The 22,318-nt window shown below is 70.3% G+C and carries 24 protein-coding genes; 15 read left to right on the top strand and 9 right to left on the bottom strand.

Annotated elements, in window-relative coordinates:
• Positions 1–601 precede the first annotated feature (601 nt).
• Positions 602–1,183, top strand: coding sequence for a TetR family transcriptional regulator (locus tag ACIQU6_RS13730; protein ID WP_403481796.1), 582 nt, complete (start codon positions 602–604; stop codon positions 1,181–1,183).
• Between the two features lie 222 nt (positions 1,184–1,405).
• Here ACIQU6_RS13730 and ACIQU6_RS13725 read toward each other — a convergent pair whose 3' ends face one another.
• Entirely contained in the window at positions 1,406–2,788 is a 1,383-nt protein-coding gene (locus tag ACIQU6_RS13725; protein ID WP_403481795.1) for a glycine--tRNA ligase, read from the bottom strand.
• Positions 2,789–3,008: 220 nt separating this feature from the next.
• Between ACIQU6_RS13725 and ACIQU6_RS13720 the strand changes: the two genes are divergently transcribed.
• The 4 genes from ACIQU6_RS13720 to ACIQU6_RS13705 all read left to right on the top strand — a co-directional run bounded on the left by ACIQU6_RS13720 (position 3,009) and on the right by ACIQU6_RS13705 (position 6,395).
• Positions 3,009–4,025 (top strand): metal ABC transporter substrate-binding protein, encoded by a 1,017-nt coding sequence (locus tag ACIQU6_RS13720; RefSeq protein ID WP_403481794.1) that lies wholly within the window; start codon positions 3,009–3,011, stop codon positions 4,023–4,025.
• A gap of 71 nt (positions 4,026–4,096) precedes the next feature.
• Positions 4,097–4,921, top strand: a complete 825-nt coding sequence (locus ACIQU6_RS13715; RefSeq protein ID WP_403481806.1) for a metal ABC transporter ATP-binding protein — start codon at positions 4,097–4,099, stop codon at positions 4,919–4,921.
• A complete protein-coding gene (locus ACIQU6_RS13710; protein ID WP_403481793.1) occupies positions 4,921–5,817 on the top strand; it encodes a metal ABC transporter permease in 897 nt (298 codons plus the stop codon). Before ACIQU6_RS13715 ends, ACIQU6_RS13710 begins: the two co-directional genes overlap by 1 nt.
• A 149-nt stretch (positions 5,818–5,966) precedes the next feature.
• A complete protein-coding gene (locus tag ACIQU6_RS13705) occupies positions 5,967–6,395 on the top strand; it encodes a Fur family transcriptional regulator (protein ID WP_403481792.1) in 429 nt (142 codons plus the stop codon).
• Positions 6,396–6,500: 105 nt separating this feature from the next.
• Here ACIQU6_RS13705 and ACIQU6_RS13700 read toward each other — a convergent pair whose 3' ends face one another.
• From ACIQU6_RS13700 to ACIQU6_RS13685, 4 genes are all read right to left on the bottom strand, one after another.
• Entirely contained in the window at positions 6,501–7,319 is an 819-nt protein-coding gene (locus ACIQU6_RS13700; protein ID WP_403481791.1) for an isoprenyl transferase, read from the bottom strand.
• A 102-nt stretch (positions 7,320–7,421) separates the two neighbouring features.
• The gene (gene recO, locus ACIQU6_RS13695; RefSeq protein WP_403481790.1) at positions 7,422–8,168 is read right to left on the bottom strand and encodes a DNA repair protein RecO; all 747 of its coding nucleotides are present in this window, start codon (positions 8,166–8,168) and stop codon (positions 7,422–7,424) included.
• Between the two features lie 57 nt (positions 8,169–8,225).
• A complete protein-coding gene (locus ACIQU6_RS13690) occupies positions 8,226–8,459 on the bottom strand; it encodes a hypothetical protein (RefSeq protein ID WP_403481789.1) in 234 nt (77 codons plus the stop codon).
• Positions 8,456–8,653, bottom strand: coding sequence for a hypothetical protein (locus ACIQU6_RS13685; RefSeq protein ID WP_403481805.1), 198 nt, complete (start codon positions 8,651–8,653; stop codon positions 8,456–8,458). The genes ACIQU6_RS13690 and ACIQU6_RS13685 overlap by 4 nt, the downstream gene beginning before the upstream one ends.
• A gap of 120 nt (positions 8,654–8,773) precedes the next feature.
• Here ACIQU6_RS13685 and ACIQU6_RS13680 point away from each other — a divergent pair, with 120 nt between their 5' ends.
• The 8 genes from ACIQU6_RS13680 (at position 8,774) to ACIQU6_RS13645 (ending at position 15,550) form a co-directional block, all read left to right on the top strand.
• A complete protein-coding gene (locus tag ACIQU6_RS13680) occupies positions 8,774–9,607 on the top strand; it encodes a Scr1 family TA system antitoxin-like transcriptional regulator (protein ID WP_403481788.1) in 834 nt (277 codons plus the stop codon).
• Positions 9,589–9,801, top strand: coding sequence for a DUF397 domain-containing protein (locus ACIQU6_RS13675; RefSeq protein ID WP_403481787.1), 213 nt, complete (start codon positions 9,589–9,591; stop codon positions 9,799–9,801). The genes ACIQU6_RS13680 and ACIQU6_RS13675 overlap by 19 nt, the downstream gene beginning before the upstream one ends.
• Before the next feature lie 232 nt (positions 9,802–10,033).
• Positions 10,034–11,599, top strand: a complete 1,566-nt coding sequence (locus ACIQU6_RS13670) for an ATP-binding protein (RefSeq protein WP_403481786.1) — start codon at positions 10,034–10,036, stop codon at positions 11,597–11,599.
• Entirely contained in the window at positions 11,596–12,024 is a 429-nt protein-coding gene (locus tag ACIQU6_RS13665; protein ID WP_366339986.1) for a roadblock/LC7 domain-containing protein, read from the top strand. The genes ACIQU6_RS13670 and ACIQU6_RS13665 overlap by 4 nt, the downstream gene beginning before the upstream one ends.
• Entirely contained in the window at positions 12,021–12,383 is a 363-nt protein-coding gene (locus ACIQU6_RS13660; RefSeq protein WP_274915784.1) for a DUF742 domain-containing protein, read from the top strand. Before ACIQU6_RS13665 ends, ACIQU6_RS13660 begins: the two co-directional genes overlap by 4 nt.
• Positions 12,358–12,984: a GTP-binding protein gene (locus tag ACIQU6_RS13655; protein WP_403481785.1), complete on the top strand. Its 627-nt coding sequence runs from the start codon at positions 12,358–12,360 to the stop codon at positions 12,982–12,984. Before ACIQU6_RS13660 ends, ACIQU6_RS13655 begins: the two co-directional genes overlap by 26 nt.
• Entirely contained in the window at positions 12,981–14,402 is a 1,422-nt protein-coding gene (locus tag ACIQU6_RS13650; protein WP_403481784.1) for a cytochrome P450, read from the top strand. The genes ACIQU6_RS13655 and ACIQU6_RS13650 overlap by 4 nt, the downstream gene beginning before the upstream one ends.
• On the top strand, positions 14,318–15,550 hold the full coding sequence (locus tag ACIQU6_RS13645) for a cytochrome P450 (protein ID WP_403481783.1): 1,233 nt from the start codon (positions 14,318–14,320) through the stop codon (positions 15,548–15,550). The genes ACIQU6_RS13650 and ACIQU6_RS13645 overlap by 85 nt, the downstream gene beginning before the upstream one ends.
• A 165-nt stretch (positions 15,551–15,715) precedes the next feature.
• Here ACIQU6_RS13645 and ACIQU6_RS13640 read toward each other — a convergent pair whose 3' ends face one another.
• A complete protein-coding gene (locus tag ACIQU6_RS13640) occupies positions 15,716–16,435 on the bottom strand; it encodes a TerB family tellurite resistance protein (RefSeq protein ID WP_403481804.1) in 720 nt (239 codons plus the stop codon).
• 212 nt (positions 16,436–16,647) lie between these two features.
• Positions 16,648–18,405 carry a 2-isopropylmalate synthase gene (leuA, locus tag ACIQU6_RS13635; protein WP_403481782.1) on the bottom strand — a complete coding sequence of 586 codons (1,758 nt, stop codon included), beginning with the start codon at positions 18,403–18,405 and terminating at the stop codon, positions 16,648–16,650.
• A gap of 291 nt (positions 18,406–18,696) precedes the next feature.
• Between leuA and ACIQU6_RS13630 the strand changes: the two genes are divergently transcribed.
• Positions 18,697–19,788, top strand: coding sequence for a M4 family metallopeptidase (locus ACIQU6_RS13630; RefSeq protein ID WP_403481781.1), 1,092 nt, complete (start codon positions 18,697–18,699; stop codon positions 19,786–19,788).
• Between the two features lie 88 nt (positions 19,789–19,876).
• Entirely contained in the window at positions 19,877–20,143 is a 267-nt protein-coding gene (locus ACIQU6_RS13625; RefSeq protein WP_403481780.1) for a protealysin inhibitor emfourin, read from the top strand.
• Between the two features lie 490 nt (positions 20,144–20,633).
• Here ACIQU6_RS13625 and era read toward each other — a convergent pair whose 3' ends face one another.
• Complete coding sequence (era, locus tag ACIQU6_RS13620; RefSeq protein ID WP_403481779.1) at positions 20,634–21,581, bottom strand: GTPase Era; 948 nt, start codon at positions 21,579–21,581, stop codon at positions 20,634–20,636.
• A 97-nt stretch (positions 21,582–21,678) separates the two neighbouring features.
• On the bottom strand, positions 21,679–22,041 hold the full coding sequence (locus tag ACIQU6_RS13615; RefSeq protein ID WP_403481778.1) for a cytidine deaminase: 363 nt from the start codon (positions 22,039–22,041) through the stop codon (positions 21,679–21,681).
• Positions 22,042–22,318: the final 277 nt, after the last annotated feature.

Raw genomic sequence — 22,318 nt, 5'->3', positions numbered from 1 at the left:
CGGGGTGCCAGACTGCTTCGCTTTACGTCTGGCACCCCCACCCCTCCGGCCCGTCCCCTCCCGTTGGAGGGTGGGTGAAAACGGTGAGTGCCACATCCTCCCGGTGGGCCAACTCGGGCCGCTGGACTGAGTGGTGACCGTACGAGGACGCATGAGCCTGAGCGGTGACCGTAAGAGGGCGTACGAGGATGCGTGAGCCTGCGTGGTGACGATCAGAGGACCACAAGGGCCAGCCCCCACCCAGGGAAAACCCACCCCTCAACGGGAGGGGACGGGTCGGAGGGGGCGGTAGGCCAGACGTAAAGCGAAGCAGTCTGGCCTACCGCCCCCTCCGACCCGTCACCGCACCCCGACAGCCCCGCGCAGCGGACAACAACTCGCCCCGCCCCGCGGAGCGGACGGGCAGCGGACACATCGGCTCGCCCCGCGCAGCGGACCGGCCCCGCGCCGCCGGGCGCAAAGACAGCAACCCGCACGGCGGGACAGACGGCAACGTGGGAACCAACCGGCGTCAGCCGACAACGTGGGAAGCAAAATCAGTCGCAGACGATACGGTCGATACATAAGAAGAGCACCGCTTCGCGAAAGGCCACCCCTCCCCATGCCCCCCGAGACGTTGACGCCCGAGCGGATCCTCGAAGCCACCGAGGAGGTGCTGCGCCGGTACGGGCCGGCGAAGGCCACCGTCGTCGATGTCGCGCGGGCGCTGGGCGTGAGTCACGGCAGCGTGTACCGCCACTTCCGTACGAAGACGGCGCTGCGGGAGGCGGTCACGGCGCGTTGGCTGGACCGTACGAGCCGGGAGTTGGCGGAGATCGTCGAGGAGGACGGCCCCGCCGAGGAACGGCTGGGCCGCTGGTTGGCCACGCTGTTCCAGGCCAAGCGGCACAAGGCCGGTGACGATCCCGAACTCTTCGCGACGTACATGGCGTTGATCGGGGAGAGCGGCGGCGTGGTCGACCGGCACGTCAGCGATCTTGAGGGGCAGCTGACCGAGATCATCGAGGCGGGTGTCACGGAGGGCGCGTTCCGCGCCGACCCGCCCGCCACCACCGCGCACGCCGTCTTCGCCGCCACCGGCCGCTTCCACGACCCCTGTTACGCCCCCGAGTGGTCCCACCCGGGGATCACCGCGGACTTCGAGGTCGTCCGCGACCTCGTCCTCCGCGGTCTGCGGCAGTAGATAGCCAGAGCGCACCAGGCGCACAGGCGGCACACCGCGCCACGGCACGGCACGGCAGGCAACGCGAACGCCGGCCGGTCCCCGACGAGTTCGGGGACCGGCCGGCGTTCACATCGCCCTACGAGGCGGCCCGGGCCGCGGCCCGACGACCGTGGCCCGCGCCACCGTCGGCGGCCGACCCACCGTCAGGCGGGCCCGTCGGCCACCCCGCCGTCAGGCGGTTCAGCAGCCGAGCAGTCGCGTACCCAGGTACGACTGGATCTGGTCCAGGCCCACCCGCTCCTGCTTCATCGTGTCGCGCTCGCGCACCGTGACCGCGTTGTCGTCGAGGGTGTCGAAGTCGACGGTGACGCAGAACGGGGTGCCGATCTCGTCCTGGCGGCGGTAGCGGCGGCCGATGGCGCCGGCGTCGTCGAACTCGATGTTCCAGAACTTGCGGAGGTCCGCGGCCAGCCCCTTGGCCTTCGGGGAGAGCTGCGGGTTGCGGGAGAGCGGGAGGACCGCGACCTTCACCGGCGACAGGCGCGGGTCGAGGCGCAGCACCGTGCGCTTCTCCAACTTGCCCTTGGCGTTGGGCGCCTCGTCCTCGGTGTAGGCGTCGAGCATGAAGGCGAGCATGGTGCGGCCGACACCGGCCGCCGGCTCGATGACGAACGGGGTGTAGCGCTCGCCGGCCTCCTGGTCGAAGTAGGAGAGGTCCTGGCCGGACGCCTTGGCGTGCGAGGAGAGGTCGTAGTCGGTGCGGTTGGCGACGCCCTCCAGCTCGCCCCACTCCGAGCCGCCGAACTGGAAGCGGTACTCGATGTCAGCGGTGCGCTTGGAGTAGTGGGAGAGCTTCTCCTTGGGGTGCTCGTACCAGCGGACGTTCTCCTCGCGGAGGCCGAGGTCGCGGTACCAGTTCCAGCGCTGCTCCATCCAGTACTCGTGCCACTGCTCGTCCTCGCCCGGCTTGACGAAGAACTCCATCTCCATCTGCTCGAACTCGCGGGTGCGGAAGATGAAGTTGCCCGGCGTGATCTCGTTCCGGAAGGACTTGCCCATCTGGGCGATGCCGAACGGCGGCTTCTTCCGGGAGGTCTGCTGGACCTGCGCGAAGTTGGTGAAGATGCCCTGGGCGGTCTCGGGGCGCAGGTACGCGACGGAGGCGGTGTCCTGCGAGGGGCCGAGGTGGGTGGAGAGCAGACCCGAGAACTGCTTGGGCTCGGTGAAGCCGCCCTTGTTGCCGCAGTGCGGGCAGTTGACGTCGGCGAGGCCGTTCTCGGGGAGGCGGCCGTGCTTGGCCTCGTACGCCTCCTCCAGGTGGTCGGCGCGGAAGCGCTTGTGGCAGGAGGTGCACTCGGTGAGCGGGTCGGTGAAGGTGGCGACGTGGCCGGACGCCTGCCACACCTCGGGGGCCAGGATCACCGAGGAGTCGAGGCCGACGACGTCCTCGCGGGAGGTGACCATGGCGCGCCACCACTGGCGCTTGATGTTCTCCTTGAGCTCGACGCCGAGGGGACCGTAGTCCCAGGCAGCGCGGGAGCCGCCGTAGATCTCGCTGCAGGGGTAAACGAAGCCACGGCGCTTGCTCAGGCTGACGATGGTATCGATCTTGTCGGCGGCCACGGTGCTCTCTTCAGTACGACGTCGGACGGTGGACAGGGGCGCGGTGCGCCTCGACGAAGGGTGCTGCTCAGGGATCGCGCGAGCGAATAGTTCAGGGTAGCGGCGGGCGTACCCCCCGGACCAAATCGATAAAGGATCGCTTCCGGCCGGTTCTGTTCGGCCTGTGACCTGGCACGCACTTTGTTGACAATCATTTCCATGTTTGTTGAAAATGACTGTCATGAACGTACGCTCCCGAATATCCACCGTGGCCGTCGCCGGAGCCGCGGTCCTCGGTCTCGCGACCCTCTCCGCCTGCTCCCCCAGCGCCTCCGGGCGCTCCGACGACGGCAAGCTGAAGGTGACGGCGTCGTTCTATCCGCTGCAGTTCCTCGCGGAGCAGATCGGCGGCTCCCACGTGGAGGTGTCCAACCTCACCAAGCCGGGCGTGGAGCCGCACGACCTGACGCTCACCGCCAAGCAGACCGCGCAGCTCAGCGAGTCCGGCGCGATCGTCTACCTCAAGGGGCTCCAGCCCGCCGTGGACGACTCGGTCAAGCAGTCCGGCGTCAAGCACATCGCCAACGCGGCGGAGCTGACCCGCACGGAGGCGCACGGCACCGAGGTCGACGGGCACCACCACGGCGCGGCAGACGGGCACGACCACGCCGAGGAGGACGGGCACGACCACGCCTCCGACGGCGACAGTTCGCACTCCCACTCCGACGCCGAGCCCGGCCAGGACCCGCACGTCTGGCTGGACCCGGTGAAGTTCGCCGAGATCGCCAAGGGCGTCAACAAGACGTTCGCCGACGCCGATCCGAAGAACAAGGCCGCCTACCAGAAGAACACCGATGTGCTGGTGGAGAAGCTGGACAAGCTCAACACCGACTTCAAGGACGGCCTGAAGAACCGGGCTTCGGACACCTTCATCACCACGCACGCGGCCTTCGGCTACCTCGCCGAGCGCTACGGCCTGGTCCAGGAGGCGATCAGCGGCCTGGACCCGGAGTCCGAGCCCAGCGCCAACCGGATCAAGGAGCTGCACACCCTGGCGCAGTCCCACCACGTCTCCACGGTGTTCTTCGAGACGTTGGCCAACCCGGCCACCGCCAAGACCCTCGCCGGCGACCTGCACCTGAAGACCGACGTGCTGGACCCGCTGGAGGGCATCACCGACAAGTCCCGCGGCCAGGACTACTTCTCCGTTCAGCGCGCCAACCTCGCCGCGCTCCAGAAGGCGCTCGGCGCCAAGTGACCCACCCCGCGCACCCCGTGCCCACCCGGCACGCCCCGCCCGCCACGACGCCGCACGACGGAGGTCAGCAGATGAAGGACACCGGCCAGGCCGTCATAGCGGCGACGGCCGAGGAGTCGCCGGACGCGCAGCCGCCGGCGGTCATCGAGCTGCGCGGCGCGACCGCGACGCTGGGCGCCCGCCCGGTACTGCGCGGCGTCGACCTGACCGTGCGGGCCGGCGAGGTCGTCGCGCTGCTCGGCGCCAACGGGTCCGGGAAGTCCACCGCGGTCCGCTCGGTCATCGGGCAGGTCCCGCTGACCGGCGGTGAACTGGCGCTCTTCGGCACGCCGTTCCGCCGCTTCAGGGACTGGGCGCGGATCGGCTACGTGCCGCAGCGCACCACGGCGGCCGGCGGGGTGCCAGCGACCGTCCGCGAGGTGGTCACCGCCGGCCGGCTGGCCCGCACCAGGCTGGGCCTGCTGCGCAAGGCGGACCGGGCGGCGGTGCACCACGCACTGGAACTGGTCGGGATGGCCGACCGGATCAAGGACTCCGTCAACGCGCTGTCGGGAGGTCAGCACCAACGGGTGCTGATCGCCCGGGCGCTGGCGGGTGAACCCGATCTGCTGATCATGGACGAGCCGATGGCCGGCGTGGACCTGGCGAGCCAGGAGGTGCTGGCCGCCGCGCTGCGCGAGCAGGTCGCCCGCGGCGCCACGGTCCTGCTGGTCCTGCACGAACTGGGGCCGCTGGAGCCGCTGATCGACCGCGCGGTGGTGCTGCGGGACGGCTGCGTCGTCCACGACGGCCCGCCGCCGGAGGCCGTCGGCCAGCACGCCCTGCCCGGCCACGACCATGTCCACCCGCACGCCGACGCGTCGGCCGAACCGCTCCGAACGGGGCTGCTGAGCTGATGGAACTCCTCAACTACGCCTTCATGCAACGGGCGTTGATCGCCGCCCTGATCGTCGGGATCACCGCCCCCGCCATCGGCATCTACCTCGTCCAGCGCCGCCAGGCCCTGATGGGCGACGGCATCGGCCACGTCGCGCTGACCGGCGTCGGCCTGGGCTTCCTGCTCAACACCAGCCCGGTGTGGATGGCCACCGTGGTCGCCGTCGTCGGCTCGGTGGTGATGGAGCTGATCCGCTGGTACGGCAAGACCCGCGGCGACCTGGCGCTGGCCATGCTGTTCTACGGCGGCATGGCGGGCGGCGTGATGCTGATGAACCTCTCCGACGCGGGCTCCAGCGCCAACTTGGGGACGTACCTCTTCGGTTCGATCACCACCGTCTCACCGCAGGACATGATCACGATCTATGTGCTGGCCGCCCTGGTGCTGGCGATCACGCTCGGGCTGCGCCGCCAGCTCTTCGCGGTCTGCCAGGACGAGGAGTTCGCCCGGGTCACCGGCCTGCCGGTGCGGCTGCTGAACCTGCTGATCGCGGTGACCGCCGCGGTCACCGTCACGGTCGCCATGCGGGTCGTCGGCCTGCTGCTGGTCAGCGCGCTGATGGTGATCCCGGTCGCGGCCGCCCAGCAGCTCAGCCGCAGCTTCGCGGCGACCTTCGCGACCGCGGTGGGCATCGGCGTGGCGGTGACGCTGACCGGCACCACCACCTCGTACTACGTCGACGTGCCGTCCGGCGCGACCATCGTGCTCTTCGCCATCGTGCTGTTCGTGGGCTTCACGGCGCTGGCCACCCCGCTGGCCAGAAAGCGCGCGCGGGCCGGCGCGCCGGACGGTAAGGGGTGCACCCTGGAAGTACCGGGCGGCCGCACCCCCGTCGAGGACGACGTCCGGGTGTGACGGGCGGCGCAGGCACCGCGGTGTGGGACGGCCCGGGTGAGGGATACATAGGAGGTAGCGGTAAGCACCGCACCGGGCTCCCGGTCATCACCTGGCACAATGGCCAAACGCATGCGCGGGAGATGTCCTGACGTCCTAGGGAGGCAACGGTGGCGACGAGCGCGGGTTCTCCGGTCCGCGGCCGGTCGACGCGGCAGCGCACCGCGGTTTCGGCCGCACTCGACGAGGTCAACGAGTTCCGCAGTGCGCAGGAACTGCACGACATGCTCAAGCACCGGGGCGACTCGGTCGGGCTGACCACCGTCTACCGGACGCTGCAGTCCCTCGCCGACGCCGGCGAGGTGGACGTGCTGCGCACCAGCGACGGCGAGGCCGTCTACCGCCGGTGCAGCAGCGACGACCATCACCACCACCTGGTGTGCCGCGGCTGCGGCAAGGCCGTCGAGGTCGAGGGCCCGGCGGTGGAGAAGTGGGCGGACCAGATCGCGGCCGAGCACGGCTTCCGCGATGTGGCGCACACCGTCGAGATCTTCGGCACCTGCGGCGAGTGCGCGGCCAAGAAGGACGCGAACGGCTAGGGCGCCCCGGCGCGCACACCGCCCGCGACCGCAGCACCGCATCCACAACGCCGACGGGCCGCCTCCCCACAGGGGAGGCGGCCCGTTCGCCGTCGTCGGAGCGCCTCAGGTGGCCGTCTCGCCCGACTCCAGCGGCGCCGCGCCGAACCGACGGTCCCGCTTGGCGTACTCCAGGCACGCCTCCCACAGGTTCCGTCGATCGAAATCCGGCCAAAGGATGTCCTGGAACACCATCTCCGCGTAAGCGCTCTGCCAGATCAGGTAGTTCGAGGTGCGCTGCTCACCGGACGGCCGGACGAACAGGTCCACGTCGGGCATGTCCGGGTAGTACATGTACTTCGCCACGGTCTTCTCGTTGACCTTGGACGGGTCCAGCTTCCCGGCCCGCACGTCGGCCGCGATGGCCGCCGCGGCGTCCGCGATCTCGGCCCGACCGCCGTAATTCACGCAGAAGTACAGCGTCATGGCGTCGTTGTTCTTGGTCTGCTCCTGGGCGACCTGGAGTTCCTGGACGACGGACTTCCACAATTTCGGCATCCGGCCCACCCACCGGATGCGGATGCCCAGCGCATCCATTTCGTCCCGGCGCCGACGGATCACGTCCCGGTTGAAATTCATCAGGAAGCGGACCTCGTCGGGCGACCGCTTCCAGTTCTCGGTGGAGAAGGCGTAGAGCGAGAGGTTCTTCACGCCCATTTCGATGCAGCCCTTGAGAACGTCCAACACGACGCCCTCACCGACCTTGTGGCCCTCCGTGCGCGGCAGTCCGCGCTCCTTGGCCCACCGCCCGTTGCCGTCCATCACGATCGCGACGTGGTTCGGCACGAGCTCGCCGGGGATCTTCGGCGGACGCGCACCCGACGGGTGCGGCTCGGGCGTCTGGTATTCACGTCGGTTGCGCCCCAGAATCCCGCGTACTGCCATGCGCCCCACGTCTCCTATGCAATATCGATGGACGGTGTTGTTCCGGCGGGTGCCGTGCCGTTGTGGCCGAACGGGCGGCCCGGAACCGGACCGGTCCCCCCGCTATTTCTCCACATAGCGGAGGGATCGCAGACCGCGCTCCAAGTGCCAGTGCAGATACGCCGCGACGAGGCCGCTGCCCTCCCGGACGTGCCGCGCCTCACAGGCGTCCGCGGTCTCCCAGTCGCCGGTCAGCAGCGCGCCCAGGAGCCCGATGGCCTCTGAGGAGGGTACGACGCTTCCGGGCACCCGGCAGTCACCGCACACCACCCCGCCCGACGCCACCGAGAAGAACCGGTTCGGACCGGGCATTCCGCACCGCGCGCAGGAGTCGAAACTCGGCGCATAACCGTTCACCGCCAGCGAGCGCAGCAGGAACGCGTCCAGCACCAGGTGCGGGGCGTGCTCCCCGTTGGCCAGCGTCCGCAACCCGCCGACCAGCAGCAGGTACTGCTGGACGGCCGGCTCGCCCTCGTGGTCGGTGAACCGCTCGGCGGTCTCCAACATGGCCGTGCCAGCCGTGTAGCGGGCGTAGTCGGTGACGATCGCGCCACCGTACGCAGCGATCGTCTCGCTCTGCGTGCACAGCGGCAGCCCGCGCCCGATCAGCTCCCCGCCGCGCGAGAAGAACTGGACGTCCACGTGGGAGAACGGCTCCAACCGGGCGCCGAACTTCGACTTCGTCCGCCGCACGCCGCGCGCCACCGCCCGCACCCGACCGTTGCCGCGGGTCAGCAGGGTGATGATCCGGTCCGCCTCACCCAGCTTCTGGGTGCGCAGCACGATGCCGTCGTCGCGGAACAGAGTCATACGGCCATTCTCGCGCACCACCGGCCCCGCCCGTCCCGCGGCCCGGGCCGCGCCCGTTCACCAGGCCCGCTCCCCGCGGCTGCGGGCGTTGGCGTACGCGGTGTCCGCCCGCAGCCGCTCGGCGACGGTGGCGCACCGGGTCGCCCCGGGGGCGCAGTCCCACTCCCGCCCGCCGCCGACCGGCCGCAGCCGGAGGCCGGCCCCGGACCGCCCCACGACCTGCCCGACCCGCCCGTCCCGGACGTCCACGACGTACGCCCCGAACGCCGGGACCACCACCGCCGCCCTCACCGCTCCCCCAGCGCCCGGGCCAGGCGGCGGGCGGTGTCGGTGTTGCAGCGCCCCAATTCCACCAGGGGCGGCATGGTGCGGTGCGCGTACGAAACCGGGTCGAGGCCGAGCGACGGCAAAATGATGCCAGCTCGGGCCAGAGCCTCGCGCAATTCCGTGAGCGCGCTTTCCACTTCGGTCAGTTCTTTCCCCATCGTCACCGCTTTCCGTGCCGAGTCTTTTTTCACCGTTCGCAGCGAAAGCGTGCCGGCACGGAGCTAGCCTGGGCAAGCGGGCCAACGCTGCAACTACCGGGCAGGGAAAGGGAGTAGACCATGGCCAATGCCTCACGCCAGGTGCTCTGGGAGTATTGGGGAGCGGAACTCAAGCGCCACCGGGAGAACGCCGGTCTGACGCAGGACATGTTAGGAGAGAAGGTCTTCGTATCCGGCGGCTATATCGGCCAGTTCGAGCAGGCGATCCGCCGCCCCCAACTCGATGTGGCGAAGCGCATCGACCAGGTTCTACAAACCGACGGTTTTTTCGAGCGCACCTGGCGCAAGCTGATTGACGATCAGCGGTATGCGGATTACTTCGCGAAGGTGGTGGAGCTTGAGCCGTTGGCGACGAAGATCTGTGAGTTCGCGCCGTCGATCGTGCCTGGCTTGCTCCAGACCGAGTCGTACATGCGGGCCGTCATGCGAGCGGCCAGCCCATTCGCGCCGGATGAGGAGTTCGACGAGGGCGTGCAGTCACGTCTAGATCGCGCGGTCGTCCTCAACAGCGAGAAGCGCCTCACGTATTGGGTGGTCCTCCATGAGGCCGTCCTCCGGGTGCCGGTGGGCGGACCGGCCGTCATGGCCGAGCAGTTGGAACACCTCGTGCGGCTCATCCGCGAACACAGGGCCCTGATCCAAATCCTCCCGTTCGCCGCGGGCGCGTACCCGTCCATGGGCAAGATGCTGAAGCTGATGGACTTCGACGATGCCCCGCCAACTGCCTATACGGAGGCGGTGTATGCGGGCACGCTGCTGGACGATCCGGCCATAGTGAAGCGCGTACAGCAGGACTACGATTTGATCCGGGCCGCAGCGCGCTCGCCGGAGGCGTCCCTGGCCCTGATCGAATCTACGGCGGAGGAATACCGACAATGCGCGAGTACGAACTGAGCGCTGCTCAGTGGTACAAGAGCAGCTACAGCGGCCACAACAACGACGATTGCGTCGAGGTCTCGAACGACCTCCCCGGTCTCGTCCCCGTCCGTGACAGCAAGGACCCGCACGGTCCGGCACTGGTCTTCCCGGCCGATGGCTGGACTTCGTTCATCGGGGCGCTCAAGGGCGGTCGATTCAGGACCGCCTGACCGCATTTCACCCGTGAGGTACCCGTGGCCCCGCCGTCCATTCAGGACGACGGGGCCACATCACGTTACTGAGCGGTCATCAACAGCTAACGTGACCTTCGGTACTTCTCCGTCCCCGCACGTCAAGGACCCCTCACGGCGTGTCTAGCGGCAGGTAGCATCCGGTGAGGTTCGGCGGCACGGCAGCCGTGGCGACCGAGACATCCCCGTAAGCCCCCGAACGAGGATCTCGATGACATCCATACCGCAGGCGCTGTTGTGGTGCCTTGGCGCAGGAACGGCCGCCGCCGTGGTGTTGGCGGCGCTGCTGCTCCGCGTGCGCAAGGAACGCACCGCGCTCAGGACCCGCCTGAGCGCCGCCGAGGAGCACAACAACGCCACCCTGCACAACAACACGGAGTTGACCGCCAGAATCCGGGCCACCGAGGTGGAGATCCGGCACCTGGCCGAGGCCCGGCTGCCCGACCTCACGCTGGCGTTGGCGCATCCGCACGTTCCGGTGCGCGGACTTTCGGACAAACGATTCGCCGGTTCCGAGACCGACCAGGCGCTGGGCGCCGTGCTGGAGCAGGTCAGCGAGGCGATCACCAGGGAGCGCACCCGGGTCGACGCGGCGGCGCAGTCCACGCTGCGCGGCGCGACCACCACCATCCAGGCGCTGCTGTACCAGGTGCAGACCTCGCTCCAGGCGATGCAGCACAAGTACGACGACCCGCAGATCGCCCAGGACCTGTTGGACGCGGACTTCCTCAACGAGCAGGCGCTGCGCCGCGTGCAGGCCACCGGCGTGGTCTGCGGTGCCTGGCCGGGCCTGACCCGCGAGGACTCCTACCTCTCGGAGCTGGTGGTCGGCGCCTCGTCGCGGCTGCGCGGCTACGAGCGGGTGCAGATCAGCAACCAACTCCGGGACCCGGTCGCGGTGGTGGCGCGCGCCGTCGAGCCGATCGCGATCACCGTCACCGAGCTGCTGGCGAACGCGCTGCACCACTCGCACCGCGAACTGCCGGTCACCGTCACGCTCCAGCAGGGCAACCGCGGCGCGTCGGTGATCATCGACGACTACGGCGTCGGCATGCACGACGACGAGCTCAAGCACGCGATGGAGCTGCTGGCCAGCAACGACGACCTGCTGCTGACGCAGCTCGGCGACCCGCCGCGGTCCGGCTTCGCCGCTGCCGGCCAGTTGGTGCGGCAGTACGGATTCGGAGTGCACGTGGAACCGTCGCCGTACGGAGGGGTCCGAGCCGTGGTCTACATACCGGGCGATCCGTTGCTGACCGTCCTCGACGAGGGCGCGCGGCCGATGTCGGTGATGGCGCCGATGCCGCACCGCGCTCCGGGCGGGCCGCGGGATCGGGTGACGGCGCCGTCCGCGATGCCGACCGGTGCGGGCGCGCCGGCCACGCCCGCGGGGGCCGCGCCGGTCGCGCAGCCCGCGCCGGTGGTCGAGCAGTTCCCGGAGCCCGTCGCGCCGGCCGTCCCGGCCGCGCAGCCGCTCCCGTCCGTGCCCGAGCAGGCGCAGCAGCCGCGCGCCGAGGGTGAGTTGCCGCGTCGGCGTCGGCGCCGGCCGCAGTCCGAGCAGCCCGAGGAGCGTTCGGACACCCTCAACCTGCGCTCCCCGGAGGAGACCGGGTCCCGCTGGGCGGCGCTCCAGCGCGGCACCGAGTCCGGGCGGGCGGCCGCGGTCCACCCCGAGCCCGCACAGCCAGACTTCCCGCAGTCGCACGACTTCCAGCAGTCGTCAGACTTCCCGCAGTCCGACTACCCGCGCAGTCCCGAAGGGAACGCCCAGTCATGAACAGCCCCACCCGTCGCCGTGTCACCGAGGACAAGTCCTGGGTGCTGGCTCCCCTGTTGGAGCTGCCGCATGTCGTCCACGCCGCCGTCATCTCCGGCGACGGCTTCATCGAGGGCGCCTCGCCGGGCCTGTCGCGGGAGGCCGCGGAGGGCGTCGCGGCGATGATGTCGGCGCTCCAGGGTGCCGGGCGCGCGGTGACCGCGGCGTTCGTCGAGAAGGACGACGCGCGGCTGCGGCAGACGGTGATCGAGTCCGAGGAAGGTTTCGTTTTCGCGATCCCGGCGGGCGAGAACACCTGCCTGGCCGTTTTCGCCGATCCGGAGGTGAACATGGGCGTCGTCGCGCACCACATGCAGATCCAGGTGACGACCCTGGGCAAGAAGGTCATGAACAGCCCGGCTCGGGACCTCGGTAGCCAGGCATGACGCCGCGCCAGAGCAGCGGACGACGTCTCGTACCGGCCTATCTGGCGACCGGCGGACGCGCCCGTCCGAGCCGCAACACGTTGGACCGGCTGACCGTGCTGATCAGCGTGGACATGCCGATCACCAGTGAGGTACGCCCCGAAGAGCACCGGATCCTGGAGCTGCTCCAGCCCGGCGCGCTGACTCTGGCCGAGGTGGCCGCCCACCTTCACCTGCCCGTGAGCGTGGTGAAGGTGCTGGTGGCCGACCTCGTCGATGCCGGGCGCCTGCACGCCCGAGTCCCCATACCCGAAGCCGAGCAATTCGACCGGCAGATCCTGGAGAGGGTTCTCGATGGACTCCGCTCTCTCAAGTCCTAGCGCCGGCGCCGGGACCGACCGCATGTACCTCTCCAGCGCGGACCAGACGCTGGTGAAGCTGTTGGTCGCCGGCCCGTTCGGGGTCGGCAAGACCACCCTGATCCGCGCGCTCTCGGAGACCCCGCCGCTGCACACCGAAGAGGTGATGACGCAGTCCGGCGCGCTGGTCGACGACCTCGCCGGCGTGCGGGAGAAGACCACCACCACCGTCGCCATCGACTTCGGGCGGCTGACGCTGCCCGGGGACCTGGTGCTGTACCTCTTCGGCACGCCCGGCCAGAAGCGGTTCCGCCCGCTGTGGCAGGACATCGCCCGCGGTGCGCTGGGTGCCCTGGTCCTCGCCGACACCCGCCGGCTGGCGGACTCGTTCGAGGTGATGGACATCATCGAGGAGGCCGGGCTGCGCTACGCGGTCGCGGTCAACACCTTCCCCGACGCCCCGCACTACGACGTGGACAGCCTCCGCGACGCGCTCGACCTGCACCCCGACACCCCGTTGGTGCTGTGCGACGCGCGCGACCGGGACCAGTCCGTCGACGCGCTGATCGCGCTGGTCCGCCACGTCCTGGCCCACACGCCCGAGGAGACCCCGAACCCGTGACTTCCCCGCACCAGCCGGGCGCCGCCCCGCCGTCCCGCCCCGGGCAGGGCTTCCCGCCACCGGAGGCCGCCGCCCCGCCGGGCTGCCCGGCGCACGCGGCGCCCGCGCAGGCACCGGCCCCGCCGGACCCGCACGCGCATGTGCGGCTCTACGGCCCGGACTTCGCGGCCGACCCGCACAGCGTCTACGCGCGGCTGCGGCAGTACGGGGCGCTGGCGCCGGTGGAGATCGCGCCCGAGGTGACCGCGCTGCTGGTGACGGACTACCGGGCCGCGCTGGAGCTGCTCAACGACGACAGCACGTGGTCCAAGGACTCCCGGGCCTGGATGCGGACCATCCCGGCGGACTCCCCGATCCTGCCGATGCTGGGCTGGCGGCCCAACGTCTTCTTCAACGACGGTGCGGCGCACGTCCGTTACCGCGACGTCATCGTCGACAGCTTCAAGCTCGTCGAGCCGCACGAGCTGCGGGCCCGGGTGCACCACGCCGCGGACACCCTGATCCGGCGCTTCGGCGACCGCGGCGAGGCGGACCTGATCGCGGAGTACGCGCGGCTGATCCCGCTTCTGATGTTCAACACCCTCTTCGGGCTGCCCGACTCCTACAGCGACCGGCTGATCGCGGCCATCGCGGGGATGCTGGAGGGCAATTCGCCGGAGGAGGCGGCCGCCGCCAACGAGGCGTACACGCAGTACATCATGGAGCTGGTCGGCGCGAAGAAGGCCGCGCGCGGACCGGACCTCACCTCGTGGTTCATGGACCACCCCAACGGTCTGAACGACGAGGAACTGATCCACAACATCATCCTCGTGATGGGCGCCGGCAACGAGCCGCTGGCCAACCTCATCGGCAACGCGCTCGCCCGGATGCTCTCCGACGACCGTTACTACAACACCGTCTCCGGTGGCGCACTGACCGTGCACGACGCCATCAACGAGGTGCTGTGGAACGACCCGCCGCTGACCAACTACTCCGCGCACTACCCGGTCCGGGACGTCTTCTTCCACGGCACCTGGGTGCGCGCCGGCCAGTTGGTGATGGTCTCCTACGCGGCGGCCAACAGCCAGTTCGACACCACGGCCGCGCACGGGCCGGGGTCGGGCAGCGGATCGCACCTGTCCTGGGCGGCCGGTCCGCACGCCTGCCCGGTCAAGCGGCACGCGCTGCTGATCGCCGTCACCGCGATCGAGCGGCTCACCGCCTGGCTGTCGGACATCGAACTCGTCGGCACCCCCGACGAGTTGACGTGGCGCAACGGGGCCTTCCACCGGGCCCTGGCCGCCCTCCCGGCCCGTTTCACCCCCATCACCCCGGATCAGGCAGGAGCCACGCCATGGCACAACAGCGAGAGCAGACCTTCGTCATCGACCCCGCCGGAACCGACATCCACGGCGAAGGAGCCCGCCTCCGCGCGGTAGGCCCGGCCGCCCGGATCGAACTTCCCGGCGGCATCAGAGCCTGGGGCGTCACCGGTCACGCCCTGCTCAAGCAGCTCCTCACCGACGACCGGGTCTCCAAGAACCCGCGCGACCACTGGCCGGAGTGGCAGCGCGAGGAGATCCGCGGCAGCTGGCTCCAGTCGTGGATAGGCGTGACGAACATGTTCACCGCCTACGGAGCCGACCACCGCCGGCTGCGGAAGCTGATCGCCCCGGCGTTCACCGCGCGCCGCACCGACGCCATGCTGCCCCGGGTGGAGCGGATCACCGAGGACCTGCTGGACGGGCTGGCGGCGCGCCCGGCGGGCGAGGTCGTGGACCTGCGGCAGTCCTTCAACCTCCCGCTGCCGATGCAGGTGATCTGCGAGCTGTTCGGCTACCCCGAGGGCGAGCCGCGGGTCGAACTGGCCCGCGTCATCGCCGAGATCATGGACACCACGGCCACGCCGGAGCAGGCCACCGCGACCTGGCTGGCGGTCAACAAGCTCCTCGGCTCCCTGGTGGCCGCCAAGCGCGCCGAGCCCGCCGAGGACCTGACCAGCGCGCTGGTCGCGGCCCGCGACGACGAGGGCCAGGGGATGACCGAGCAGGAGCTCCTCGACACCCTGCTGCTGGTCATCGGCGCCGGCCACGAGACCACCGTCGACCTGCTGGGCAACGCGGTGTACGCGCTGCTGACCCACCCCGACCAGCTGAAGCTGGTGCGCGACGGGGAGGCGTCCTGGAACGACGTCATCGAGGAGACGCTGCGCTGGACGCCGTCCATCGCGAGCCTGCCGCTGCGGTTCGCGGTCGAGGACATCGAGCTGCCGCACGGCGAGGTGATCCGCAAGGGCGAGGCGATCCTGCCGATGTACGCGGCGGCCGGCCGGGACACCGAGCAACACGGCCCGGACGCGGCCACGTTCGACCTGCAGCGGGCCGACCAGGAGCACCTGGCGTTCGGCCACGGGGTGCACCACTGCATCGGCGCCCCGCTGGCCCGCCTGGAGGCCCGCACCGCCCTCCCGGCCCTCTTCGCGCGCTTCCCGGACATGCAACTGGTCGTCCCCGAGGAGGGGTTGGCAGCGGCGGGCGGCTTCATCGCGGGCGGACTGGCGAGCCTGCCGGTGCGGTTGACGCCGTGAGGCGTCCCCGACCGGTCCCCTACAGGCCGGTTGTAGTGCGGCCGGCGGGGTGAACGACGCGTCACCCGCCCGACGTTCGACGCCCCGCGTCGCCCCCGGCTCGTAGCCGGCGGCGACGCGGGGCGTCAACGGTTCAACCGCTCCGTGGGGAGGCGCGTCCCCCGCTCAGCCGGGATACCGCGGCGTCCGCGCCGCCGCGGCCACCAGCCGGTCCACGTCCTGCGGGCGGAGCGTGAGTGCGTCGCCGGCGGTGCTCAGCACCTCGCGCTCGGCGGGGCTGCACGGGCCGTCGGCCAGCGCGATCCGGGCGCCCTGGAGCAGCAGCGACTCCCGCCCGGCGGGGGCGAGATGAGGCGCCAGCGGCTCCAGCGCCTCGTGGAGCTCTATGGCCAGCGCGGTGCCGCAGGGGTCGAGCCCCCGGTGTGCGCAGTGGCCGCCGGTGGCCGCCTCGTAGGTGCCGGTCATCCGGCCGGTGTCGGCGGCGAGCGCGGCGAGCAGGGTCAGCAGGTGGTCCTCGGTGCAGTCGGCGGAGCCGGCCGCGCGGACCGCGGTGACCGCGACGTCCCGGACCGTGCGGGAGGCCGTGCCGCCGGCCGCCAAGAGCGCCAGGGTCAGGGTGTGGACGGCGTCCCGGAGCATTGCCGAGAGCCGTACGGTGGTCGGGTGGTCGAGCGCGTCCAGCCCGAAGTGGCCCCGGCAGGCGACGCATTCGAGGATCGGACCGGCGTCGCCGCGGCCGAGGACAGGCACGCCGAGGACGATCAGGCGGCGCCGGCCGGTGCGGCGGAGGTAGTTGCGGTCGCCGCCGCAGTCGGGACAGAAGAACTCACCGTCGGCAACGGTCCGCCACGAGGTGCGCACCCCCACCACACATACGTTGCGCATCACGTCAGCCCTCCGCCATGCCGCGGCCTCTTCGCCGTTCGTTACGTGATGTTAGCCACATCGGTGATGCGGCGTCAGCACCCCGTATCGGACAACGCCCGGACACCTGGCCGGAATGCCGGCGCGGATGCGTACGCGATGTGTACGGGACGCCGGGCGCACGGGACGGCCCCGCCGCTCCGGAGCGACGGGGCCGGGTGGCGCGAACGGGCTTAGCGCGCCGCGCGGTTGACGGCGGAGACCACGGCCTTCAGGGAGGCGCGGGTGGTGTTGGCGTCGATGCCGATGCCCCACAGCACCTTGCCGTCGATGGCGCACTCCATGTACGAGGCGGCCTGCGCGGAGGCGCCCTCGCTCATGGTGTGCTCCTGGTAGTCCAGCAGGCGGGCGTCGATGCCCAGGTCCTGGAGCGCGTGGAAGAACGCGGAGATCGGACCGTTGCCCGACCCCACCAGCATGGTCTCGGCGCCGTCCATCTCGGCCTCGACGGTGAGGGTGTCCACGCCGTCCTTGTCGGTGGTGGTCTGGCCGGCCTTGAGCTGGATACGGCCCCACGGGTTCAGCGGGTTGGGCAGGTACTCGTCCCGGAAGGTGTCCCAGATGTCCTTCGGGGTGACCTCGCCGCCCTGGGCGTCGGTCTTCTCCTGGATGATCCGGGAGAACTCGATCTGCATCCGGCGCGGCAGGTCCAGCTTGTGGTCGTTCTTCAGGACGTAGGCGATACCGCCCTTGCCGGACTGCGAGTTGACCCGGATGACCGCCTCGTAGGAGCGGCCGACGTCCTTGGGGTCGATGGGCAGGTACGGCACCGCCCACTCGATGTCGTCGACGGTCTTGCCCCGGGCGGCCGCGTCGGCCTCCATCGCGTCGAACCCCTTCTTGATGGCGTCCTGGTGGGAGCCGGAGAAGGCGGTGTAGACCAGGTCGCCCGCGTAGGGGTGGCGCGGGTGGACCTCCATCTGGTTGCAGTACTCGCTGGTGCGACGGATCTCGTCGATCTGCGAGAAGTCGATCTGCGGGTCGACGCCCTGGGAGAAGAGGTTCATGCCCAGGGTGACCAGGTCGACGTTGCCGGTGCGCTCGCCCTGCCCGAACAGGCAGCCCTCGACGCGGTCCGCCCCGGCCATCACGGCCAGCTCGGCCGCGGCCACCGCCGTCCCGCGGTCGTTGTGCGGATGCGTCGACAGACACACGAACTCACGACGCGACAGGTTCCGACTCATCCACTCGAACCGGTCGGCGTGCGTGCTGGGCGTCGAACGCTCCACGGTGGCCGGCAGGTTGAGGATGATCTCGCGCCCCTCCTCGGGCTGCCAGACGTCCATCACGCCCTCGCAGACCTCCAGCGCGAAGTCCAGCTCGGTGTCGGTGAAGATCTCCGGGCTGTACTGGTAGCCGAAGACGGTCTCGTCGCCCAGCAGCTTCTCGGCGTACTCCACCACCAGCCGGGTGCCGTCCACCGCGATCTGCTTGACCTGCTCCTTCGAGCCGCGGAAGACGACCCGGCGGAAGGTGGGGGCGGTGGCGTTGTAGAGGTGGACGGTGGCCCGGGGCGCACCGCGCAGCGACTCCACCGTCCGCTCGATCAGCTCCTCCCGCGCCTGCGTCAGCACGGAGATCGTCACGTCCTCCGGGATGGCGCCGTCCTCGATGATCGACCGCACGAACGCGAAGTCGGTCTCGCCGGACGACGGGAAGCCGACCTCGATCTCCTTGTAGCCCATGCGTACCAGCAGGTCGAACATCTCGCGCTTGCGGGCCGGCGACATGGGGTCGATCAGCGCCTGGTTGCCGTCACGCAGATCGGTGGAGAGCCAGCGGGGCGCCTTGGTGATCCGCTTCTCCGGCCAGCTGCGCCCGGTCAGTTCCACGGCGTCGAACGGGCGGTACTTGTGGACCGGCATGCCGGAAGTGACCTGCGTGTGGGTGGCGTTGGTGATCGGCGTGGGGCGGCCGACGGGCTGCGACATTGCGTAGGGCTCCTCGGGGAGATCCATGGGACGGCCGACGGTCGAACGCAGCACCAGATCCCGCGGGGAGGGGGTCGGCCTACGACTACAGGCCCTCGCCGCGGCAGCTAAGGAGAAGCAGCCCGAAACGCATGATGCACAGCACGTTAGCGGAGGCATGGGGGAACCGCAGTCGCGTATCAGTATGCGGGACCGCCCAGACACAGCGGTGAAAATGCGACCAACCACACGTTTTCGGGAACTTCGGCCGCTGCCAGTGACAGACGCATTACGCAATGCCACCGTTTTCCCATGAAGGAATCCGTGACCCAGAAGAGCACCGCACCGGCCCCCACCGCGCCCGTCTTCTGCTCGATCGTGCCACCGCACATCCTCGGCAAGCTGTCCGAGTCCGACGATCCGGCCCACCACGAGCCCGCCCGCCGCACCCTGGAGCACGACGCCCTCCACCGCACCCGGCGCAACGACCTGACCGCCCAACTGATCGCCCCGGACGAGGCACGGGCCGACGCCGACAAGCCCAACCGCACCATCTACGACGCCGGTCACCAGCAGAACCTCCCCGGCACCAAGGTCCACGCCGAGGCCGACGGCCCCTCCAAGGACGCCACCGTCAACCGCGCACAGGCCGGCCTCGGCGCGACCTTCGAGTTCTACCTCAAGGCGTACCACCGCAAGTCCATCGACGGCGCCGGCCTCCCGCTCGACGCCACCGTCCACTACGGCCAGAAGTACGACAACGCCTTCTGGGACGGCCAGCGGATGGTCTTCGGCGACGGCGACGGCACCCTGTTCAAGGACTTCACCATCCCCGTCGACGTCATCGGCCACGAACTCACCCACGGCGTCACGCAGTACACCGCCGCCCTCGAATACCAGGGCCAGTCCGGTGCCCTCAACGAGTCCCTCTCCGACGTCTTCGGCTCCCTCATCAAGCAGTACGCCCTCAAACAGACCGCCGACCAGGCCGACTGGCTGATCGGCGCCGACCTGCTCGCCCCCGGCGTGCACGGCAAGGCCCTGCGCTCCATGAAGGCCCCCGGCACCGCCTACGACGACCCGCACCTGGGCAAGGACCCGCAGCCCGCCACGATGGCCGGCTACGTCCAGACCGCCGACGACAACGGCGGCGTCCACCTGAACTCCGGCATCCCCAACCACGCCTTCTACCTCGTCGCCAGCGCCCTCGGCGGCAAGGCGTGGGAGCGCGCCGGCCAGATCTGGTACGACGTCCTCACCGGCGGCCACCTGGCCAAGAACGCCCAGTTCGCCGACTTCGCCAACCTCACGGTGCAGGCCGCCCAGACCCGCTACGGCGGTTCGGGCGCCGAACACGAGGCCGTGGTCAAGGCGTGGTCGACGGTGGGCGTCACCGGTAAGTAACCCCTCAGGGGCGGGGGTCGCGCCTCCCCGGATCGCGTGTCACCTCCCGGCGCGCGACTACTCCCGCCCCAACGGGTAGGACTCCCCCATGCACATCCACATCCGCCGCACGGGCGGCTTCACCGCCATCGAGCGACGCGCCGAGGTCGACACGGCCGACCGCCCCGACGCCACCGCATGGCACGCCCTCGCCGACCACGCGATGGCCGCGGCACACGCCGCACCGCCGACCGGCGTCCCCGACGGCTTCCAGTACGCCCTCACCGTCGACGGCAAGACGGCGTACTGCGCGGATCCCGATCTCACCGACGAGCAGCGCGAGTTGATTACCCGCCTGCTCAAGGAAGGCGCGTAAGTTTTTGCTTCCCCCGTTGTTGGCTTTCCCGCCGCGGGGGTTGCTGTTCTTTGCGCCTGCGGCGCTGGCTTCGTAGCCGCTGCGCGGGCTTGTTGCCGCTGCGCGGGCTTGTTGCCGCTGCGCGGGGCTGTCGGCTGCGGCGACGGGCCTCCCGGGGGGGCTAGCCATTGTGGTCCGCTGACGGTCATCGCCCGGTTGCTGGGGCCGCTCGCCCTCTTACGGTCACCACTCAACCCAGCGGCCCGAGTTGACCCACCAGGCGGACGTGACACCCACCGTTTCCACCCACCCCCAACGGGAGGGGACGGGCCGGAGGGGTGGGTGTGCAGGACGTAAAGCGAAGCAGTCCTGCATGCCCGCCCCGGAGGCCCGTCACCGCACCCCAAAAGCCCCGCGCAGCGGCACCGCCCCGCGCAGCGGCTACGAAGCCAGCGCCGCAGGCGCAAAGAACAGCACCCCGCGCGGCGGGAAAGCCAACAAGGTGGGAAGCCTAAAAACCCAGCTTGCGAAGCTGCTTAGGGTCGCGCTGCCAGTCCTTGGCGACCTTCACGTGGAGGTCGAGGAAGACCGGCGTCCCGAGCAACGCCTCAATGTGCTTGCGGGACTTCGTGCCGACCTCCTTCAACCGCTTGCCCTTGGGGCCGATGATGATCCCCTTCTGGCTGGGGCGCTCGATGTAGACGTTGGCGTGGATGTCGAGCAGCGGCTTGTCGGCGGGGCGGTCGTCGCGGGGCAGCATCTCCTCGACGACGACGGCGATCGAGTGCGGCAGCTCGTCGCGGACGCCCTCCAGCGCCGCCTCGCGGATCAGCTCGGCGACCATCACCTGCTCAGGCTCGTCGGTCAGGTCGCCCTCCGGGTAGAGGGCCGGGCTCTCGGGGAGCAGCGGGACGAGGAGGTCGGCGAGGAGCGAGACCTGCTTGTCGCCGACGGCCGACACCGGAATGATCTCGGTCCACTCGATGCCCAGCTCCTTGCCGAGCTGGTCGATGGCGAGGAGCTGGGCGGCCAGCGTCTTGGAGTCGACCAGGTCGGTCTTGGTGACGATGGCGACCTTGGGCGTCTTCTTGATGTCGGCCAGCTCGCTGGCGATGTAGCGGTCGCCGGGGCCGATCTTCTGGTCGGCCGGGAGGCAGAAGCCGATCACGTCGACCTCGGACCAGGTCGTGCGGACCACGTCGTTGAGCCGCTCGCCGAGCAGCGTGCGCGGCTTGTGCAGGCCCGGGGTGTCGACCAGCACGAGCTGGGCGTCGGGGCGGTGCACGATGCCGCGGACGGTGTGGCGGGTGGTCTGCGGGCGGTTGGAGGTGATCGCCACCTTCGTCCCGACGAGAGCGTTCGTCAGGGTGGACTTGCCCGCGTTGGGGCGGCCGACGAAGCAGGCGAAGCCGGCGCGGTGCGGGACGGTGGACTCGGTACGAACGCTCATGGCGCCCATTCTCCCCGATCCCCGCGGTCGCTCCGACCATCCGCCGCTCCGCCCGACGGGGGAGCCGGGGCGGGGCGCGTCGGTTTGGCGCCCCGCCCGGGGGCGGTCAGACCGACGGACCGGCCGGGGTGCTGGCGCGCAGGGTGCCGTCGGGGGCGGCGACCAGGACCGGGGTGTCCGGGCCGCCGAGGTCGCGGACGGCCGCCCGGTCGGCGTCGGCGGCCTGCTCGGCGTCGGTGACCACGGCCGCGGCCTCCAGGGACGTGGCGCCGCTGGCGACGGCCATCGCGACGGCCGTCTGGAGCGCGCTGAGCTTGAGGGAGTCCAGCGCGACGGTGCCGGCGACGTAGGTGCGGCCGGTCTCGTCGCGGACGGCGGCGCCCTCCGGGACGCCGTTACGGGCCCGCGCCGAACGCGCGAGCGTGATGATCTTGCGGTCTTCGGGATCCAGCGGTGCGGAGTCGGTCATGCGCCCGAGCATATTCCTGGGCTTTCCCCACGTTGTCGGCTGTCCCGCCGCGCGGGTTGCTGTCTTTGCGCCTGCGGCGCAAGCGCATTGATCCGCTGCGCGGAGCTGTCAGCTACGGTGACGGGCCTCCGGGGGCGGCATGCCAGACTGCTTCGCTTTACGTCTGGCACACCGCCCCCTCCGCCCCGTCCCCTCCCGTTGAGGGGTGGATTTCTCGGAGTGAGGGCTGGCCCTAGTGGTCCTCTGATCGTCACCACGCAGGCTCAGGCATCCTCGT

Origin of the sequence: Streptomyces sp. NPDC090442 (assembly GCF_044769405.1) — a bacterium.
Taxonomy (GTDB): domain Bacteria; phylum Actinomycetota; class Actinomycetes; order Streptomycetales; family Streptomycetaceae; genus Streptomyces.
Note: the sequence above shows the minus strand (reverse complement) of the source record. Positions and strands in the feature narration are given on the sequence as shown.

Bases quoted from the DNA above. Each gene is read 5' to 3' on its own strand.
- ACIQU6_RS13685 (WP_403481805.1), bottom strand. From the start codon at position 8,653: ATGGGGAAAGAACTGACCGAAGTGGAAAGCGCGCTCACGGAATTGCGC.
- ACIQU6_RS13645 (WP_403481783.1), top strand. From the start codon at position 14,318: ATGGCACAACAGCGAGAGCAGACCTTCGTCATCGACCCCGCCGGAACC.
- ACIQU6_RS13670 (WP_403481786.1), top strand. From the start codon at position 10,034: ATGACATCCATACCGCAGGCGCTGTTGTGGTGCCTTGGCGCAGGAACG.
- ACIQU6_RS13655 (WP_403481785.1), top strand. From the start codon at position 12,358: ATGGACTCCGCTCTCTCAAGTCCTAGCGCCGGCGCCGGGACCGACCGC.
- ACIQU6_RS13625 (WP_403481780.1), top strand. From the start codon at position 19,877: ATGCACATCCACATCCGCCGCACGGGCGGCTTCACCGCCATCGAGCGA.
- ACIQU6_RS13715 (WP_403481806.1), top strand. From the start codon at position 4,097: ATGAAGGACACCGGCCAGGCCGTCATAGCGGCGACGGCCGAGGAGTCG.
- ACIQU6_RS13660 (WP_274915784.1), top strand. From the start codon at position 12,021: ATGACGCCGCGCCAGAGCAGCGGACGACGTCTCGTACCGGCCTATCTG.
- ACIQU6_RS13630 (WP_403481781.1), top strand. From the start codon at position 18,697: ATGAAGGAATCCGTGACCCAGAAGAGCACCGCACCGGCCCCCACCGCG.
- ACIQU6_RS13730 (WP_403481796.1), top strand. From the start codon at position 602: ATGCCCCCCGAGACGTTGACGCCCGAGCGGATCCTCGAAGCCACCGAG.
- leuA (WP_403481782.1), bottom strand. From the start codon at position 18,405: ATGTCGCAGCCCGTCGGCCGCCCCACGCCGATCACCAACGCCACCCAC.
- ACIQU6_RS13720 (WP_403481794.1), top strand. From the start codon at position 3,009: ATGAACGTACGCTCCCGAATATCCACCGTGGCCGTCGCCGGAGCCGCG.
- ACIQU6_RS13675 (WP_403481787.1), top strand. From the start codon at position 9,589: ATGCGCGAGTACGAACTGAGCGCTGCTCAGTGGTACAAGAGCAGCTAC.
- era (WP_403481779.1), bottom strand. From the start codon at position 21,581: ATGGGCGCCATGAGCGTTCGTACCGAGTCCACCGTCCCGCACCGCGCC.
- ACIQU6_RS13640 (WP_403481804.1), bottom strand. From the start codon at position 16,435: ATGCGCAACGTATGTGTGGTGGGGGTGCGCACCTCGTGGCGGACCGTT.
- ACIQU6_RS13710 (WP_403481793.1), top strand. From the start codon at position 4,921: ATGGAACTCCTCAACTACGCCTTCATGCAACGGGCGTTGATCGCCGCC.
- ACIQU6_RS13615 (WP_403481778.1), bottom strand. From the start codon at position 22,041: ATGACCGACTCCGCACCGCTGGATCCCGAAGACCGCAAGATCATCACG.
- ACIQU6_RS13680 (WP_403481788.1), top strand. From the start codon at position 8,774: ATGGCCAATGCCTCACGCCAGGTGCTCTGGGAGTATTGGGGAGCGGAA.
- ACIQU6_RS13700 (WP_403481791.1), bottom strand. From the start codon at position 7,319: ATGGCAGTACGCGGGATTCTGGGGCGCAACCGACGTGAATACCAGACG.
- recO (WP_403481790.1), bottom strand. From the start codon at position 8,168: ATGACTCTGTTCCGCGACGACGGCATCGTGCTGCGCACCCAGAAGCTG.
- ACIQU6_RS13665 (WP_366339986.1), top strand. From the start codon at position 11,596: ATGAACAGCCCCACCCGTCGCCGTGTCACCGAGGACAAGTCCTGGGTG.